Origin of the sequence: Paracoccus shanxieyensis, assembly GCF_009711265.1 — a bacterium.
In the GTDB taxonomy this organism is placed as follows: domain Bacteria; phylum Pseudomonadota; class Alphaproteobacteria; order Rhodobacterales; family Rhodobacteraceae; genus Paracoccus; species Paracoccus shanxieyensis.
This window is the reverse complement of record NZ_WMII01000037.1, coordinates 1-17,394: the sequence shown is the minus strand read 5'-3', so window position 1 is coordinate 17,394 and position 17,394 is coordinate 1. Positions and strand designations below refer to the sequence as shown.

Genomic DNA, 17,394 nt, shown 5'->3' with positions numbered 1-17,394 from the left:
CCGCTGGTCAGCGCGATACGCACCGCATCCCTGCGAAATTCATCCGTCCTGCCTGTGCCCATGGTTCATCTCCTTTGCTGCACATTACGTGATCAAAGGAGCGGCACCAAACCGCGACAGGTCCAGGGAGAGTGACCGGCCTAACCGATCTATCTTCCAGACGACCAGGACATCGCCTTCGCGCAATTCGCCGAGGCATGCCTTCAGACCCGGCCGGTCATCACGCGCTCCGGAAGCGCGATCCTGATGGAGATGGCGCTCATCGACCCCGGCCGCGAGCAGGGCATCGCGCTGCAAGGCAACCGACTGGCGCTCGTCACTACTCGATACCCGCATGTAACCGATCAACATGTGCGACAAACCTCAAATCAGGTGTTGCCGCACAGCCTAACATTCCGACAGGGTTTGTCGCGCAAAAAATGGCCCTATTGCGTGGCCAGTTTGCCCCGCGATCACGGTGAGCGGAAATCATGTGTTTCCCGTCACCTGCAAAATGCCCTTAGCGTGTATTAATGTAGAAATGACCACAGAGCCCCTCGAAGAGAACTCACCGCCAACACGGCGAGCCAAGAGTTCAAGTTCACCGACCATGTCCTGCCCGCGAGCAAGGCCTTCTACGTAGCGGCGAAAGTGGCGCAGCTCCCCTTCGATGTATTTTTGCGCATCTTCATAGGCTCCGTCACGGTTCATCTTTGCGGCCGTGGCAACGACTTGCGCACTCCACGTCCGCGCAACAATCTCGGCAATCTCCGCATCACGGGGCTGGTCCTCGTTCGCCATGCTGTCCACGGCAACGAGGTTTACTGACACCGAGCTGGTCTCAAGCGTATTCCGATCAGCGACCGCGCGCCCGGTCGCAACCATCCCGAACTTGAACTCCTCACCGCGCCGAGCTTTGGGACAAGTAGCCTTGAAGACAGCGAAGCGCGTAACGTCATTCTGGATCGGGCCCGTGGGAACCACGACGCGACCACCGCGGACCTCGGCGTTCCCCTTGCCTAGAACGTCGACGCGAACGCCAGGCGGCACGGTCAGCATGATCTCAGCGCCTTCGATGAGGGTGCCGAAGATGTCATCAAGCTCGCCCAGAAGGACCGAGGTAATTTCGCTTGTGAGTTCCGCGTCATGAAGACGGCCGCCCCCGTTATCGGCAATGCCCCGCAGGATCTGTTCGTCATAACCGTCTCCGATGCCGAGTGCTGAAGTCAGAACACCTCGCAGCCGAAGTTCCCCGGCATGTTCACGCAGCTCGTTCTGATCGGAAATCCCTTCATTGGCGTGGCCGTCACTCAGAATGATGATGCGGGGCGTCATCCGCGCATCATCTTCCGCGACCCTTGCCGCACATTCGACCCCAGCGAACCAACCACCGGACAGATTGGTCATACCGCGCGTTTGCAGCAGGGAAACCTCGGTGCGGATCCGGATCAGGTTCTCCTTGGACACAGGAACTGCGTCGAGATGGACCTGCACATCTGAGGCGAAGGACACGAGCGTCAGGCGATCGCGCTCCGTCAGGCGTTCCGCGAGCCCCAGCGCAGCGGCCTTGGCCGCATCGAGCTTTCCGCCTCCCATCGAACCGCTGGCATCGATGACAAGTGCGATGTTAAGCGGAGTGCGCTCGGCTGGGCGGCGGTCGACCGTCAAGTTAGCGCGGAGACTGGCGACAAGGTAGCGGACGGAATCGCCGCCCTCCCAGAAGAGTTTCCGGTCGAACGCGGAGGCGGCGGTAAAATTCACATCAGTCATTTTTTGTCCTTCCGGTAAGAATGGCGCGGAACTGATCCGCGAGCTGTTCAAAAAGAATCCGCTCGCGCGGCTCGAGATCGCCGCGAACAGACAGTTCGAGATCGGGTGTGACGGATATGCGGGTCCAGATGGCACCGCGTGACCGTCTCGGCGCTGGTGTTTCAAGCACCTGTTCGAGCTTGAGGATCAGTCGTTCGATGTTCGCAAGGTCAGCTGCGCGTTCGTCATCGCGCAGACCGGGTTGGGACTTGCGCGGTAATCTTGCAGTCGATGGTGCAAACTTCGGCTCCAGAGAAAAGGCAGCCTGCGGATGGCTGTCCATCGACTTTGGTGCTGAAAGCGGCTTGATGCCGCGCCCCTGGATTCGGCTCAGATAGTCGCGCGCGGTGCCGCGCGGGGCCGAGGTCGGCCCGGTCTCGATCGCCCATTCCCGGATCTGGTCCTCGGTCGCCATCATGAAACGGCGCCCTATTTCCGCGAGCGAAAGTCCATGAAGATCCTTTAGTGCGCGAACAGCCAGCGCCCGGTCCGCGTTGCTGGCGGGATAGCGTGCGCCGCGCCCAGCCTTGAAAGGCGGCGAGAGCAGACCCTCGCTCACCCAAGATCGCAAGGTGCGTGCCTCGACCCCGGTGCGTTCGCTTAGTTCTTCGAGTGTGATTTCATCTCCTGACATGAAGCCGATGTAGGCGCATTAATGCGACATGTCAAGATGTCTCATTAAATGTCGTATTTCTCCCTGCTCGGCCCTGTCAAGAATCAAATGTCAGCACAGACGTGCAGGTAGTGGCGTAGACTACCGGGTGTCGAGATCGGGTTGGTTCTGCACTTGCCAAATCTTTCATTTCAAACCTTCACCAGATTGCTTGGGGAACCTGACCACGACACCCGAAGCGCCTTTTTCGCCCGGGTCGCAGCGACATGCAGGAGTGACCGGTACTGCAGGACGATGTCCTCCTTATCTGCCGGATCCACGGCGGCCCGGAGCGCACCCGGTGGCGGGAACGCGGCCTCGGACACGAAGGGGATCGCCACAGCGAAGAACTCGAGACCCTTCGCCCGGTGCATCGTGGTGATCCGAACCCCCGGAACGGACCGGTCGTCCGCACCAGACTGGAGCATCACCGTCTCGATACCGGCCGCGCGGAGTGCCGCCTGAACCCGGTCGCCGTCGGCGCGACGCGCGCACAGGACCCCGATATCGGAGAGGCGGATCTGATCGGGCGGCAGGGTCCGGACCCAGGCCACCAGCCCGTCCAGCTCCTCCGCCTCGGACCGGCACCCGACCAGCTCCGGAGGCGCCCCGCGCATCAGGCTCACATAGCCGCGAAGGGTATCCGTCCCCTCATCGAGATCGTCGACGCTCACCCCTTCGAGAACCGATACGGCCCAGGCTCGGATTTCCTGCGTGGTCCGGTAGTTCAGGCGGAGCCGTTTTGAACGGCCGCGCACGTTGATCCCGCAGGCGGACATGGCGGCCCGCCGCCCATAGATCCGCTGATGCGCATCCCCTACGATGAAGAGGGAGTTTCGGTCCCCAGCGGGGGTCTCCGGCATGATCGCGCGGATCAAGCGAAACGCCTGTTCGCCCATGTCCTGTGCTTCGTCGACGATCACCGCCGCATAGGGCAGGTTCGGCGCCTCAGCCGTCAGGATCTCGGTCGCCTCGCGGTAAGCGTCATCGGGTTCCGCGAGCCCCTCGCTGATCAGCCGTGCCCGGTAATCGGCGAATATGTCCCACAGCAATGCCCGTTTCTTGCGGTCGAGCGGGGTTCCCCGGCCGGCCCGGGACGCCTTCAGGTAACCTTTCTGATCGGTCAGCCCCTTCGCCTGGACGATCTGCGCCCATTCCGCGCGAACGAACGGTTCGGACAGCCCCTCGGGCAGCTCATGATCATCGAAGACGTCCTTCCAGATTTGGTCCAGCCGGTCGCGCGCCTCCCCGAAGAAGGCGACCTCGCGGGCGAAGCTCTTGCGCTTGAGGAACTGGGACACCCAGCGGTCGAGGTTAATCACCTCGATCCGCGGCGGGCGGGCGTCCAGATGGCCCGGGCACAGGGTTCTCAGATTTGCCTCGATGTCATGCGCAAGGTTGGTCGTGAAGGTGGTCAGGAGGACCCGTTGACCCGCCCGGGTCGGGTCTTTTTCGATCTGACCCGCGAGGTGCTTGGCCCGGTGCATCGCGACGACGGTCTTGCCGGTTCCGGCGCCACCCCGGACGAGGACCGGCCCGTTGTAGTCCCGGTAGGCGATCTTGCGCTGTTCGGGGTGCAGGAACACGCGCCACCCCTCAAGCCCCTCCTCGAAAACGCGGCGCAGCTCCGCCTCGCTTTCAGGGATGAAGATGGTCTGACGGCTCTGCTCCGTCTCGATCAACTTTCCGAAGGTCAGTTCCGCTGCGGGCTGCTGCGGTTCAGCGTCGGGCTCCGCGCCGACCCCGGTCAGGGACTGGATTTCCTCATCCGCATAACCGGCCGCGACCGCGTAAAGGATCTGATAGGTAAGCGGGTCGAACCGGTCCTCCGCGCCTTCCAGCGCCTCGATGGTGGGGATCTGGCGGACGGCCGTCAGCTCCTCCTCTGGCACCCCGAGGGCGCGCAGCCGTGCGTCGGTCACCTCGTCGAAGAGGCGAGGAGTGGACGTTTCTGGCGTCGCCACCGGTTCGATAACCGCGTCCACCTCCTCGATCACCCGGATCCGGTTCGTTTCCGGGTCGAGCTTGACGCGGCGCCCTGCCGCCCAGCGGTAGGCCTTGTCGTGCTCGTTGACGTGCACGAACATGATGTCGCGACCGACCTCGAAGGCGATCGCGCGATACCCCTGGTCGACCCGCAAGGACTTGATCGAGCTGTCCTTCGATCCTTCCACCGTTTCCAGGTTCAGCCCGTTCGCGGACGGGTCAGACATGTACTTGGTCATCAGATCCATGAACCTGAGCGCAATCCGGTCCGGCAGCTTCCGCAGGCTCTTCATGCAGCCGATGTCGTAGGAGACCCGCTTTGTCATTGTGTCTGTCATGTCCGTGCCTCCTGAAGGGCCGTGATAATTCGCGAGACCGTCTCCCCGATCTGATCGGTTTCCGGATCAAACGGGATCAGCGCCCAGCCGACGCCCTCATGGGATGCCTTGGCAACCGCAACGCGGGTGCTGGACCATCCGAATTCCATCGCGCCCACCACGCGCCCGCCCGCGACCAGATCGTCCCCGAAGTGGTCAGGCCCGGGCGCCTCAGCCGCGATCAGCGCGTCAATCAGCGCGTGGAACGCATCGTCGCACAGCGCGCGCGCCTCTTCCCATGCGGCCAACCCGGGGCCCTGATCCCCATGGACGACGGGGTCCGCCATGTCGGGCGGGGCCAACGTATCCAGCCCGTCGAACTCGACATGAAGACCACGCGCGCCCTGAAACAGGTTCACGATCCGCCAGAGCCCCCGCCAGGCCTCCGTGTAGAGGGTTTTCGCGGCCGGGACCTCGCCCGGGTCCGGCAGGACCGAACGCAGGAGAAGCCGAAGGTCGCGATCCGACTGGGCCCATTCGGTCGGTGAGATCTTGTCACAGGCCAGATAGAGGTCGAGCGCCCCGAGACCGACCTGGTCCGCCGCCTCCGTACCGGCGAGGAACAGGCGCCCCGCTTCGGAGAGGGCCGCCTGCCGGGGCAGCTGGTCGACGGGGCGCCCGCCCTTCACGAGGCCCCGGATCAGGACGGACCGGATCACCGCATCCTCGTCCGTATCGCCATCCAGAAGGCGCCGCAGCGCATCGAGTGTGCTGATGGTCTGAAGCGTCCGGACCGCCTCTGCATGTGGGGCCAGCAGCGGGTGCGCCAATGCGCGCCCGAGGGGCCCAGTCATCTGCGCACCGAGGGCGGTTTCGGAGAGCGGGTTCAGGTAGCCCTTGTCCTCCGGGTCAAGGTCGCGCCAGGACAGCGTCCAGACCCGTACCTGCCCGGACCGTATCATCAACATCCGGTCCAGCAGGTCCTGGGCAACCGTACCCGCGTGATACTCGATCCCGTCCATTTCGATGACGATCGGCAGGCCGCCGCTGCGGCCAACAGGGGTGAGCAGGAAGTCGACACGCTTGCGGGGCAGGCCCCGGAACCGCGCGTCAATCTGCACCTGCGGCTCGATCGTCCAGAGGCGCGGCGCGTCGGGCCGCCCCGCGCGGAGGACGAACCCGCGCCGTCCGCCCGGCAGCACCTGCGGCGTCAGCGCCCCGTCTCCGTAGAAGCCGGAAAGGGCCCGCAGAAGCCGCTTCTCCAGCACGCTCTCGACCAGCGCCCCCCGGATTGACGCGTCGATCCCTGTCTCGGTCTGGGTCAGGCTGTCCCATTTCTGGAGGATCGCCTCCATCATCTGCCGCGCCCGGTCCCGATCCGGCTCTCCAGGTCCGAACTGTGACCGGTACGGCTTCACGCATCGAAAGCACCCGTTCCGGTCCGGCTCCTGGTTGCAAGGGCAGTCCCGCAGCGCCTCCGCCGCACGGCTGACAACCTCGCGCATCGTGCTCGGGTGTTCCGCGATCTGGCGCAGATAGCCGGACCCGCCCGGGACGGAATCGTAGAGGTAGAGGCTGCGAACGGTGGTCATCCCGTTCAGCTGCGCCTGGAAAATGGTGGACCGGATATGGTCGACCTTTCCAGCGAAATGGCGTCGCATGCCGAGGTTGATCGCCGCTACGAAACTCTTGAGGTCATCGTCATCCGCGTCCCCGACCACGGGGATCACGATCCGGATCGCTTCGGTGTCGAATTTGCGCATTAGGAACACGCCGGTCTCCCACTGGTCCCGGGGCAGATCCTCATCCCGCATCACGAGGCAGTTCGGGGGATGGGTTCCGCGGTCATCCTCTCCGCGAGGCATGCCTTGTAGGGAGCCGCAGTGACGACAGATCTGGAATGGCTGCGCAGGCCGCCGCTCTCCTGCGATCCGCGGTCCGGGAAGGGTGGACTTGGTGCCGAAGTTGAAGTCCCGGAACGTGCAGTGGGGCAGGAACTCGAAGCCGAACGGGGCGCCGTTTTCCCGGCTGGTGAACCAAGAGGTGGCGATGTCTTCCGGTCCGTGGAAAGGCATGAGAACTCGGTCGAACTGACGCTGGTCCCGCTGATCCCCGTCCCGGATCGCCGCCTTCTCCTCGCTGTCGATGGCGATGACGGACTTGAGCTGGACCACGTCATGCGCAGATCCGCTATCCGACCACATCTCGTCTCCGCATTGCGGGCAAGTGCGTGTCTCGGCCCCCTCGATCCGGTGCGCGACATGCGAACAGGCCGGGCAGAAGGTCCAGCGATCCAGATCTTCCGTGCCGATCTCGATCCGGTCGATCTGGACCTGGCGACCGTTCGCGTAGAAGTACTGGCCCGGCGCGAATTCGGAGAGTGCGGAGCTGGCAGGGCGAGAATACTCGACGTGGAGAAGCCCGTCTTCGTCCCGTGCTGTCGCGCCATCGTTGCGCCGGGAAAGGATCGACGTGAGTTTCACGCCTTCTTCTGGGAAGGCGTAATTCGGCAGGATTCCCTTGTCCGTCAGGAACTTGATCACCTGCACCTCGTCGATCCCACTCCGGATTAAGCGGTTGATCTCGGTCCGGTCCCGGGTCAGGTCCTGCTCACGGCGCTCATACTCTTCATCGGTCAGCTCGGCCCGGCGCTTCTTGAGCCGACCAAGTTCCTTGGTCGCCTCCTCGCGCTTTTCCATCAGGCGGGCCCGCTCGGTCGCGGTCGCGTCGAAGGCCTCCCCAACGCGCCAGCCTATCGATTTCAGGTCCGTTCCGGTCAGGTAAGATCGGATCCGGTCCGCCAGATCCGTCCGGTCCTGCACGTCCTGCGGCAGACCGGACAGGAACCGGTCCGCCAGTTCCGGCCCGGTTTCCCGAACCAGCTCCAGCCATTCGATCGGGAACCCCTCGGTTGCGCCGGAGGCCCGGCGCTTCAGGACGTCCCGGACCTTCCCATAATCACCGCTCTCCTTCGAGGCCGCGACATAGGCGTCTAGGGTGAAGGCGGTCACCTGGCGCAGCAGCACTTCCTCAGCCGCGAGGAACACGCCCGGCGGTCGGACTTGGCCTGCCAGCATCGGGGTCGGGTCTTCCCAGAACTGGAGGTCATGGGCACGCGCATTCGCCAGCACCATGTTCAGCGCGTTCCCGTCGCGCCGCCCACTCCGCCCCATCCGCTGGACGTAATTCGCCTCTTCCGGGGGCACCGAGCTCAGAAGCAGGGTGGAGAGGTCCCCGATGTCGATCCCCATTTCGAGGGTCGGGGTGGCCGAGATCAGGTTCGGGGCCCAGCGGGTTTCGCTCTTGATGAACCCGGTCTCGACCCGCAGCCGCTCATCCGTTTCCAGGATGCCGGTATGCTCGCGGGCCACCACCCGGTGATTTCGGTCCGACCGGAGGGCGCGGCGCAGGGCGGGCCGGTCAATCTGCTCGACCGCGGCGAGGTGCCCGTCACAGCCGATCCGCGTGCAAGGGGAACCGATGAGGACTTCCGCATTTTCCGAAAGCCCGGTCTCGCGCCGACCGCACAAGTCGCAGCAAAGCCCGATCGTTGCGGTTGAGACGGTGACCCTCTCCGGCACGAGTAGCCAGGCGTGCCGGTTCTGCCCCTCCGGCCCGTTCACGCGCCGGACGATGTCGTCCGCCTCAAGTCGGCGCAGGAGGAGCGGATAGATTGCGTCTGGGTCGGTTGCGTAGCGCAGGTCGGACGGTCCGATCAGCCGGAACAGCCAGTCCCGATACCAGCTCGCGGTTCCGGTCCGGGTGATCCGTTCAAACCCGGTCGGGGCGGCACCGAGGGTCACCGGGATCGGCGCGAGGCCCCGCCGGCCGTCTGGGCTCGGCAGGGAACCAGTTTTTCCGACGCCCACTTGGATGGCGGCTGCGTACCAATTCAGCCCGTAGTTCCCTTTCCCGTTCGCGATCGCGCTCTCGAGATAGGGGTGCGCCACGGACCCCTGGCGCCGCATCCGCTGGGTCACCCCGGCGAGGAGCCGGGTCAGAAGGTCCGGGTCGAACTCTGGCGCGCTCGGCAGGTCGTTTTGCAACTCCCGTGCAAGCCGCTCCGCGGAAAGGCGCAGCAGATCCGTAGGCACGTCCGCCGCCGCCATCCCGTTCAGCTCAAGCGTGTGGTTGAAATGCGCCCGGTAGCTCAGGTCGACGAAATACTCCCAGCCGAGCCGGATCCGGATATGGTCGAGGAACACCGGGTCCGTGATGGTGGTCCCGCTTTCGACCAGCTCCCGGTAGCGGCGGCGCCAGGTCAACTCTTTCGGGATGAACAGCGCGGTGAACCCATCCGGGCCGAGGTCGATCAACTGGGCGCGGGGGACGTCCTCGATCACCTCTTTCAGAGTCATCGCGCCCGTTTCCGCAGACCGAAGTGCCCCGTAGAGCGCCTTCTGGTAGACCGACAGCGCATTCCGGGTTTCGGCCACGGCTGCCCGGTGCGCCGCGTCCTGAACCGAATCCGAGAACATTAGAAAGCGAGGTTTCGACTCGGGGCGTTCTTCGTTCTGTTCGGAGGTGTAAAGGGTACCAGTGATGCCGGTCGTCAAACGCGCCGCACGCATCCCGAAGAGGAGGAGGCCGCGCGCTTGCCCGCAGGCCGGGCAGGTCCGGTCGATCCGCCCGTTCGCGTCGGTCGGGTTGTACAACCAGACTGGCGAGGCCGGTCCCGGGCCAAGATCCTTGTGATCGGCCGGGGTGAACTCGACCGTTTCCGCGTTCAGGACACCCTTCACGATATGGCCACCGGCGCCGGTGGCCGGGACCATCCGGTCGATCGACTCGTGATAGATCAGCCGAATCCGGTCCGCCCCGTTCTCGTCGAAGAACTCCTGGTAGAGCTGCTCCAGGTCCGCGTGAAGCGATTTCGACCGGGCGTCCTGCCGTCCGAGATGCGCGGTCGCCCCGCACCGGTTGCAGTTCACGACCGGAAGGGCCCGTCGAAGTTGCTCCCTTTCAAGGTCCATCTCGTGGAACAGATCGATCTGTGAACGGTCCCCACACGCCTCGAGGCGTGGCAGTGTCGTCACCATCCGGGCCATCTCCCGGATCCAGAGCTGGAGCCGGACGTTGAAAAGGGGGCGCGGGCTCTCGGCCGACCCGGACCGGGCCCAGGCGGCGAGGGCGACCACCAGCTCGGCGAGCGCACGATGATCCAGCTCGGCCCACTCCCGAATTATCTTGACCTGCGAAAGGCCGGTCGCGATCGCCTCGAGTGAAGCTGGTCCTTGGTGTAAGGCGATGGTCTTGATTGTGCGCTGACCCAGCACGTGATCCTTCAGCCGCTCCCCCAGAAGGATCCGCCAGGATGGATCCGCCGGGTCACCCGCTTCCAGAAAGTCGAGGTCCGGATCGGTCCGGTCCGGGAACAGGCAGGCGGCAAGCCGTCGCGCCGCCCCCGGCTGGTCCATTTCCGCCGCCTCCCTCAGGGCGACGTGGATCTCGCCCGGCTCCGGCAGGCTGAAATACTCTGGGTCATCGAACACCTCATCCGGTTTTTTCCGGGTCTCCCGGACCACCGCGCCGGCGTCGAACGGCTCGCCGAAGATCGTTTCGGCGTAGAGGCGCAGGTCCGTTGCCGCATCGTCCCCGGAGCCGAGCGTGGCCGAAGATCCCACACAGATCAGGTGTCCTTCCGGGGTGTTCAACCGGTACTTCAGACGGCGCAGCAGCAGGGCCAGGTCCGCCCCCTGCGCCCCGTCGAAGGTGTGCATCTCGTCGACCACCAGAAACCGGAGCGTTTCCGGGTCGTTCTGCGCCCAGAGCGGCTTGTCCCTGCCGCGCAGCAGCAGGTAGTCGAGCATCTTGTAGTTCGTGAGCAGGATGTCGGGCGGGTTCCGCTGCATCGTCTCGCGATGCGTGATCACGCTGTCCTCGGTCACCTCATGCGCCGGGTTCTGCGGCTGCTTGTCCGCGTAAAGTCCGGCCCGCACCCCGTGCAGGGACGAGATCCGCGTCAGTGCATCCGCGATCCGCCGCGCCTGGTCGGTCGCCAGTGCGTTCATCGGGTAGATCAGGATCGCCTTGATCCCGGGTTTCCCCTTGTTCCGCCGACAGTGATCGAGGATCGGCCAGAGGTAGGATTCCGTTTTTCCTGATCCAGTCCCGGTCGCCACCAGCGTCGAGCGCATCGCCGGGCCGCTCAACCGGGCGAAGGCGTCGGTCTGGTGCTGGTAGGGCGCGAATTTCAGCGGCACCTCCGAGAAGGGCTGCGCCCACGTCCCCTCCTTCGCCCCATCGATCTGCCGGAACGGCATGTCGACCGAGATCCACGGCCCCTTCAGGAAATTCCCGGGCATGGCTATGAACCGGTCGACCATCCCCTCAAAGGCGGGGCTGGTGCTGTTCAGCGTCGTGTGGACCAGTTCGCGCAGACTGTCCTGTACATGGCGGGCAAGGAGGATCGGGTTCATACTGTCATCACTCCGCCAAACCTGCACTACCGGGCATGTTGTTCAATCCTTCCCGCCGCGCGTGCGATCGCAGAATGACTCACATAATCAATGGTTTTCTCTTTCAGATGACTATTCAGATACTCAGCAGAATTCGACTTCAAGCCAAATCGCTTGCAGACGATGAAGGTCACCGCCTCCGCTTCGAATTCGCGAACATCCAATTGAGGGGGCCGTCGATCCGGCCACTTCTTCCCGTTCCCGCCCAGATGGCCGAGGTAGACATGGGCCAGTTCGTGGACAAGCGTCGTGAACTGCGCGTTCGTATTGAGGTTCGAGTTGACCCGGACGACCCAACCCGGTCCGGTGGGTTTGCCCTTGGCCTTCGGATCCACCGGAACCGCGCGGGCGTCCCCGGCGAGGGTTGAGGCGAGGCTCACAGATTTTACGTCGATCCGGTCTTCCTTAAGGGCGCGGCGTGCGACGCGGTCGATCAGGCCATCCCGAACCTCGACAGGTTCACCGAACACGCGGTCCAAAAGCGCATCGTCAACCGGGTCCCCGGTCGTGTCGGCCAGTTCGTACGCGCAGCGCACCGGGCAGAACGGCCAAAGAACCACGATCGGGATCGAAGCCGGTTTCACCTGACGTCCGATCTCCCGCCATTTGTCGGGAAACGCGACGTAGCGCGCGCCGGGGCGCTGCAGGTCCGCGAGCATCAAGTTGAACGGGGCCATGTGGGTCTGACCGGCGATCCTGTTGAACAGGTCCACCCATGGCGCGCGGGCACCCGGTTCGCTGGCGGCGCGGTAGAGTTCGTCGATCCGGTCCGCCGTATCGCGCAGGATCGCGTCGATCCCTTCCTCGAAGGGCAGTTCGCCCTGCCGCGCCGTCATTCAGCGGCCTCCGCCGCTTTCAGCCGCTCGAAATGGGCCCAGGCGCGGCGGTAGTCTTCGATCCGGTCGCACTGGGTGAAGGGGCCGACGAAATGGCGGGTGATGGTGCGGGGGCCGCCGGGCATCGTATCGTCGATGGCGGTGCAGGTCAGATCAGGCGGGTTGTCGGCGAGGATACGCTCCCATGCGGCGCGGCCGGGGCTTTTGCCGCGGTCGTCCAGCCAGCCCACGCCGGGGAGGCCCTTGGAGCAGGTCCAGACGATCCGGCCTTTCTGGTCGTACCAAGTGCCCATTTCATTCTGGATCAAGATTGGGAAATAGACACTATAGACCTCGATAAGTTGGTCTAGCGAGAACCCAAGTGCCTGAGCAACCAGAACGTCAATCTCGACCTGGGCCATCCGGCGGGCAAACTCGGTTCTTAAGGGTGCCGAATGGTCCCAAGTTGACGGTCCGCCAACGCTACCTTCAATATTGAGCCGTGGATCATAGCTTGACCAAGGAAGAACCTTCAGAGTGTGTGCGTGCTGATCCCAAAGATCGGCATAGGCTTGGGTCAAACATCCCAAACGGAGTGCACGGTGTTTTGCCGTGTCACCGGGATCCGCATACGGCAGCATCTCGATGGTGGGCTGTCTTAAGTTCTCTTGCCCAAATGCCTTGATTAGGGCGTCCATCGGCAGCGACAAAAAAAGTGCATTGGCCCGGAGCAGGTCCAAGTGGTCTGAAAACGCGGCGCTTTCCACAGCATCTATGTGAGCAACACCAGGAGGCATAAGCGCGGTCGCCAGGCTTCGCTCGCTGTTAAGTGGTACGCGCCTTCTAAATGCAACGCGGTACTCGTCGAGGTGACTTGAAGTAGGATCCCATCCGAGCCGAGGTGTCGATGCTAGATATTCAGGCGCGCTTGCGCGACGTGAATAAAGTGTTCTCGGAATATAGTCCGTCGGCAGTGCAACTAGATCAATGACATCATAATGGGAGTTTTGCCGGCAGATTCGCCTGCAAGATTTGTTGAATGGATTTCCACTGTAAAAAATCGGCCCTGTCAGGACAGTGTCTAGTGGTGACGCTGGAAACGAAGTTCCCTTAATGATCTTTCCAGATTTCTGCGCGCCGCTCTCATGCCATATGCCACTCATCTGCCAATCAGAAAAGCTTGATCCAATAGATGAATTTCTAGCAACAGTCTCAAATATGGCCATCATATTGGCGCTGTATGGTTGCAGAAAACGAGCCTCAAACAAGGGCAGCTCGGCGTCACCGGTGATGGAATGGATAACGGACAACTGATCATGTTCTATGCGCACGATCTTATCGCGATGTCCTCTCGTATCCCACTTCCCCTCAAGGGTCTTTAGCGCCGGAAGAGAACCCATACCGTCAGTGTCTTGGTAGGATTCCTCAACTTGACTTGCGAGGAAGGCATTCGTGAATTGATCAAAGCCAAACTGGTTAGTAGTACCACGATAGATATTCAGGCTGAAGCGTCGCTGATCCTCAACCTCGGAGAAGTTCTTCGTCGTGATCTTATTGCTGAACTCGAAGTGTTTACTGACTCGCTTGTACCACTCAGATCGGAATTTGCCCGACTTTGGATCATTTAGATGCCCATCTTGGTGGATGAGTCCACCATACCCCGAAGGCGCTATAAGACGAAAGCTCAAGTCTACAAAACAACGATAGAGATTGTTCTGGCCCCCACCTGCAAAAGGATTGTTAACTTCTGATCCGGTAAAATGCATTCCGCCTTTCTCAGCGGCATACGATGAAATGAACGCTTCTTTTCTTTTGCCGTTCTCAAGAACCTTTGGCAGCTCCTCAACGGCCTCCGATGCGCTGAGCGACCTTGATCGATAAGCAGGGTCAAGATCTTCGATGACCGCAACGGGATCCCATGAAGGCTTGGCCCAAGGCGGGTTCCCGACGAGCACGTCGAACCCGCCCCGCGCCTTCATTACGTCGGCGAAGATCAGGTCGAAATGCACGAACCGCTCGCGCTCGGCCACTTCGACTGCCGTCTTCAGCCAGTCGAAGTTCTCGATCAGCGCCTCGACATTCGTTTCCCGGAAGAGTGCGTCCTGCCGCTTGGTGGCGGCCTTGAACAGGTCGCGCGCGGGCGCGTCCGGTTCCAACATGTCGAGGAAGTCCGGCGCCGGATCGGCGAACTCCGCCACGCTGGGGGCGGCCAGCGACCCGTCGGCGGTGAACCCGCCCTCAAGGATCATCGCCATCCCCTGAAGGAACTCCGCACGGCCGGGCAGCAGGTCCGCCTTGTCCAACGGCCAGAGCCAGAGGGCGCACCACGCGTCCATCGCGGTTTTCAGCCGCTTGTAGGGGAGTGTGTTGGTCGCGTGATCGGCCCCGATCAGGTGGGCGTTCAGGCGGGCCTTCTCGTGGAAGTCCAGCCGCTTGTTTCCGGGCATGACCTTGCCGGGCCAGAGCGTGATCTCGTCATTCGCGGCGGCGCGCGTCTTGGCGAGGTCCTCGGCCACCTGATCGAACAGCGCCTCGGCGACCCGGCTCAGCTTCTGGACCAGCTTGATTTCGTGGGGTTCAATGCTCTCGAAAAAGCCGAACTTCTTTCGCTTGATCTTGCCGTTTCGCTGAACCTCATCCTTGTAGTACCGGACAAGGTCACCCTGCCGCCAAGCCTTGATTTTATTCTGCGCTTCCTTTGCGAAGGGGGCGACCGACTTGTCCTTGTCGAAGTTCGCCATGTCCTTGGCGGGGAGGAGCCACTGCCAGACGTGACCGTCCGGCAAGCTTTTGCGCCAACCGATCTCATCGGGTTTCCCGTTGAACCACAGGTCGCCCTGCGCCTTGGCGCTGAGAAGCGCGGGGGCATAGGCGGCCCGACGCGCGCCGATCAGGGAGTTTCCGGCGTGAAGCTGGTCCCCGAACCAAGGCGAGAATTCGCTGCCGTGCAGGCTGTTCAGCCAAAGCGAGATCGCCCCCAGTTCGACGGCGATCGGGTTTAGGTCGACCCCGAAGCAGTTCCGGTCCGCGATAAAGGCCCGGACCCGCTGTTTCTCGAGGACGATATCCTCCTGCGGGATGGTCCGGCCCATCTCCTTCTGCTTCCGCTCCAGGTAGAGGTCGGCGAGCTGGTTCGTGGTTTCCACCAGGAAGGCGGCGGACCCCATCGCGGGCTCGAGGATCTTCAGGTCAAGGAGTTGGTCTGCCGTTAGGTCCCGGCACCGCTCCATGAGGGCGTGCTTGACCAGCAGCCGCGCGAGCGGTTCCGGAGTGTAGTAAGAGGCGGATTTCTCACGGTCCCGACCAGCCAGCCGGTAAATGAAGGTGCCCTTGGGGTAGACCAGCGCTTCGCCCCCTCGGAATACGACCTCATCACGAGGAAACTCATCCAATCGGCTGCGTGGCAGAAACCAGCTCGGGGCGAGTTTATCGGGTTCCTTGTCGCTGCGGACGCCGGGATCTCGGTCAGCCTCTTCTTCACCGAACAGGTCCTCCTCGGCGTCCTCTTCCAGTTCGGGCGTTTCCGCCTCCTCCCCGTCTTCGGACGCGTCATTCAACCGGCCCTTGCGGGGTTTGAGTTCGATGAGGTCGGTCTTGGCGACCACCCCGGTGAACGAAATCAGGGTCTCATAGACCGCGCCCAGCTGGCCGATCCCAAGCTTGGCGTAGGAAATCCGGCCCGTGCTCTTGCCGGTGGACCGGAGCGACAGCAGGCGGATCACCTGTTGAACCGCCTCGTTGCGCAGCCGCAGCCCGTTCAGGAGCGGCGTGCTCTCCGGGTCGAGCAGGGACACCTTGACGGCCGGAAGACGGAGGCCGGTCCCTCGTTCCTCATCGGCGAGGTCGAGGCCGGTGTATAGAAGATCAAGCGTCCGCTGAAGGCTTTCCCAGAGGAACGTCCCCTCCCGGTCCGCCGTGGTCCGGAGCGGAACGGATTCCAGCTCACGCAGCGCCTCGAGCGAATATCCAGTCGCGTAGATCGGGTTCCGCATGTCCAGCAGGTTCAGACGGGGATTCGCCTCCGCGTAGAACAGGAACAGGAGCCGGTACATGTAGCGCAGGCATTCGCGCGACAGCTCCGGCCCGTCGATCCAAACCCCGCGCCGGGCCGGGTCCGGGAAGGTGGATGGGTACTTCCCGCCGGTGACTGCGATCACCTCTTGGCCGAGCAGCTCGATCGCGTCCCGGACGGTTCGCTTCAGAGAGGTCGTGACCGCGTTGGCGTTCCGCTGCGCCTCCTCCTCGAGCCGATCCGAGATCGGAGCCCCCAGTTCCGGGACGCGCGCCTCGCGAGAGATTAGGCAGGCCATCACGGTCAGCGTGTCCCGGTCTGCGCGGGCGAAGATTTCTTGAAGGTCGAAACGGAGGACAGACCGGGCCGGCCATTTCCGCTTGTCGATCAGAACGATCTGCGAGAGGCCGAGGACAAGGACGTGACGAGGGCCGTCGGGCAGCTCGAACACCCCCTCGGCAAGGACGGACTCGATGGCCCGGTCGGTCAGGGCCGCCTCGCGCTGGTCCGGCGGGAATTGATCTTCCTCAAAGCAGGCGCCCAGTGGGTCCGATGCCTCATCCTGCGGGGCCGGGATCGGCGCCTCGATCACCCAGAGCGCGTCACGACCGCTGGCATCCGCGGCACGGGACACAAGCGGGATTACCGGCGCCCCATTCAGAGCCGTATAGGCTCCTTCGCGCCGCCACACGTAGCCGAGGGCGGTCAGCACGTCGTGATGCGCGTCCCGGACCAGTTCGGCGCGCCGGGACCGGTCCGAACTGTTGCGTATCTGGCGCAACGCCTCGACGGTCGGGCCGGCGACGCGGGCCAGCCGCTCGACCGGATGGGCGGCCCGGTCCAGACCTGCCCAGCGGGCGGTGATGTCCTGAAGCTCCTCCTTCAGTACGTCCGAAAGGGTCCCGGATGGGAAGAACTCAGCTTCGTTTTCGATCCCGATCAGGTCCATTCGGTCACCCCATAAACACAGCTTTGACGTCGACATGCGGGTTCGGGTCAGGAAGCATCTTCCGTGTCCGCTCGAACCAGTCTGTCCAGTCATGGAACAGCTTGTCGTTCTCCTGTTCACGCTTGCGGCGGATCGTCAGGCGTCTCTTCTCAACCGGGCTGAGCCCTTCATCGGCGTTGGGCAATTCACCAAACTCAAGCCTAAGCTGGGTGCGGAAACGCGTCTCAAGGGCGGACAGCCGGTCAAGAACCGCGTCGAGGTCCCGCTGGATATCCGCCTCTCGTGCCTTTCGGAGCTTGTCTTATGAGATTCCGGGCTCCCGAGGCAAAAGGGAGCCGCTGCCCAGCACCGCAAACTGCGGGGCAGCGGCGGGGGTGGCGTCGTGCGGAGCTTGGTCTTGCAGGACCGCGGTCGAGT

At 63.2% G+C, this 17,394-nt stretch carries 8 protein-coding genes; 1 reads left to right on the top strand and 7 read right to left on the bottom strand.

The features are described from left to right. Nucleotides 1-84: 84 nt before the first annotated feature. The 7 genes from GL284_RS20105 to GL284_RS20075 all read right to left on the bottom strand — a co-directional run bounded on the left by GL284_RS20105 (nucleotide 85) and on the right by GL284_RS20075 (nucleotide 16,977). On the bottom strand, nucleotides 85-351 hold the full coding sequence (locus GL284_RS20105; protein WP_155046222.1) for a recombinase family protein: 267 nt from the start codon (nucleotides 349-351) through the stop codon (nucleotides 85-87). 117 nt (nucleotides 352-468) lie between these two features. Continuing rightward, the gene (locus tag GL284_RS20100) at nucleotides 469-1,749 is read right to left on the bottom strand and encodes a vWA domain-containing protein (protein ID WP_131390022.1); all 1,281 of its coding nucleotides are present in this window, start codon (nucleotides 1,747-1,749) and stop codon (nucleotides 469-471) included. Then, nucleotides 1,742-2,422 carry a helix-turn-helix domain-containing protein gene (locus GL284_RS20095; protein ID WP_131390020.1) on the bottom strand — a complete coding sequence of 227 codons (681 nt, stop codon included), beginning with the start codon at nucleotides 2,420-2,422 and terminating at the stop codon, nucleotides 1,742-1,744. The genes GL284_RS20100 and GL284_RS20095 overlap by 8 nt, the downstream gene beginning before the upstream one ends. 170 nt (nucleotides 2,423-2,592) lie before the next feature. Continuing rightward, a complete protein-coding gene (locus GL284_RS20090; RefSeq protein ID WP_131390017.1) occupies nucleotides 2,593-4,764 on the bottom strand; it encodes a UvrD-helicase domain-containing protein in 2,172 nt (723 codons plus the stop codon). Beyond that, nucleotides 4,761-11,162, bottom strand: a complete 6,402-nt coding sequence (locus tag GL284_RS20085; protein WP_131390015.1) for a DEAD/DEAH box helicase — start codon at nucleotides 11,160-11,162, stop codon at nucleotides 4,761-4,763. Before GL284_RS20085 ends, GL284_RS20090 begins: the two co-directional genes overlap by 4 nt. A 26-nt stretch (nucleotides 11,163-11,188) precedes the next feature. Beyond that, nucleotides 11,189-12,037 carry a M78 family metallopeptidase domain-containing protein gene (locus tag GL284_RS20080; RefSeq protein WP_131390013.1) on the bottom strand — a complete coding sequence of 283 codons (849 nt, stop codon included), beginning with the start codon at nucleotides 12,035-12,037 and terminating at the stop codon, nucleotides 11,189-11,191. Next, nucleotides 12,034-16,977, bottom strand: a complete 4,944-nt coding sequence (locus GL284_RS20075; RefSeq protein WP_131390011.1) for an N-6 DNA methylase — start codon at nucleotides 16,975-16,977, stop codon at nucleotides 12,034-12,036. The genes GL284_RS20080 and GL284_RS20075 overlap by 4 nt, the downstream gene beginning before the upstream one ends. Nucleotides 16,978-17,068: 91 nt before the next feature. Between GL284_RS20075 and GL284_RS20070 the strand changes: the two genes are divergently transcribed. Then, nucleotides 17,069-17,284 (top strand): hypothetical protein, encoded by a 216-nt coding sequence (locus GL284_RS20070; RefSeq protein WP_155046221.1) that lies wholly within the window; start codon nucleotides 17,069-17,071, stop codon nucleotides 17,282-17,284. Nucleotides 17,285-17,394 lie beyond the last annotated feature (110 nt).

Bases quoted from the DNA above. Each gene is read 5' to 3' on its own strand.
- GL284_RS20070 (WP_155046221.1), top strand. From the start codon at position 17,069: ATGGAACAGCTTGTCGTTCTCCTGTTCACGCTTGCGGCGGATCGTCAG.
- GL284_RS20095 (WP_131390020.1), bottom strand. From the start codon at position 2,422: ATGTCAGGAGATGAAATCACACTCGAAGAACTAAGCGAACGCACCGGG.
- GL284_RS20090 (WP_131390017.1), bottom strand. From the start codon at position 4,764: ATGACAGACACAATGACAAAGCGGGTCTCCTACGACATCGGCTGCATG.
- GL284_RS20075 (WP_131390011.1), bottom strand. From the start codon at position 16,977: ATGGACCTGATCGGGATCGAAAACGAAGCTGAGTTCTTCCCATCCGGG.
- GL284_RS20105 (WP_155046222.1), bottom strand. From the start codon at position 351: ATGTTGATCGGTTACATGCGGGTATCGAGTAGTGACGAGCGCCAGTCG.
- GL284_RS20080 (WP_131390013.1), bottom strand. From the start codon at position 12,037: ATGACGGCGCGGCAGGGCGAACTGCCCTTCGAGGAAGGGATCGACGCG.
- GL284_RS20085 (WP_131390015.1), bottom strand. From the start codon at position 11,162: ATGAACCCGATCCTCCTTGCCCGCCATGTACAGGACAGTCTGCGCGAA.
- GL284_RS20100 (WP_131390022.1), bottom strand. From the start codon at position 1,749: ATGACTGATGTGAATTTTACCGCCGCCTCCGCGTTCGACCGGAAACTC.